At 61.4% G+C, this 804-nt stretch carries 1 protein-coding gene; it reads right to left on the reverse strand.

The features are described 5' to 3' along the window. Positions 1–156: 156 nt before the first annotated feature. On the reverse strand, positions 157–804 hold a 648-nt coding region (locus tag O3648_RS08435), incomplete at its 5' end, for an enolase C-terminal domain-like protein (protein ID WP_371569600.1).

Consider the following 804-nt stretch of genomic DNA (forward strand, 5'->3'; position numbering starts at 1 on the left):
CGCATACCGGCACGAATCAGCGAGTCGAGTACGGATACTGCGGTGAGCATGGCGGGGGTTGAGCGGTTCTCAGTCACCGTACCATTCTAAAGCCGTAAGGTCTTTCATTCAGTTATGGTTACCCTTCACAGGTGCGACCTTGACAACTAACAGTCTTCATAGCCCGGCGGCGCGTTCCAGCACCCGGTAGCAGTCGGTGACGCGGTTTACCCACCACTGGCGGGTCTGTTCATCGGTGGCAAGACGCTCCAGACGCTGCGGGCTGGGGGTGATGGCACGCAGGTCCATAAACCCGTCGCAGGCGATGAGCGGCTCATCGGTGACGTCTTCAGCCATGAGGGAGACCGTGCCCAGGCCGCACCCGTACCTCAAAGTCGGTAGGGAAGCTGCCAGGGAGGCACCGGTGGCAATGCCCACCGAAGACTCCAGCGCAGAAGAAACCACTGCCGGAAGCTGCGCCTGCTTCACCAGTACGAGCGCACGACGTACACCGCCCAGCGGCGCCGCCTTAACAACCATCAGGTCCGCGGCGTTCGCACGGGCCACCTTCAGTGGGTCTTCCGCCTTACGAATCGACTCGTCTGCGGCAATTCGGACGGGCAGCCCCTCCTTAGCAATGGCAAAGCGGAGTGCAGCCATGTCCTCAATGGATGCCACCGGCTGCTCGGCGTAAATAATGCCGTAGTCGCAGAGCTTGTGCAGTGCCTCAAGGGCGCCACCGAGGGTGTAGCCCATGTTCGCGTCCACCTTCAAACGGGCATTCGGGAGAGCATCTCGTGCTGCCGCCACACGCGCAATATCGTC

Origin of the sequence: Rothia sp. 27098_8_161, from assembly GCF_041432905.1 — a bacterium.
Taxonomy (GTDB): Bacteria; Actinomycetota; Actinomycetes; order Actinomycetales; family Micrococcaceae; genus Rothia.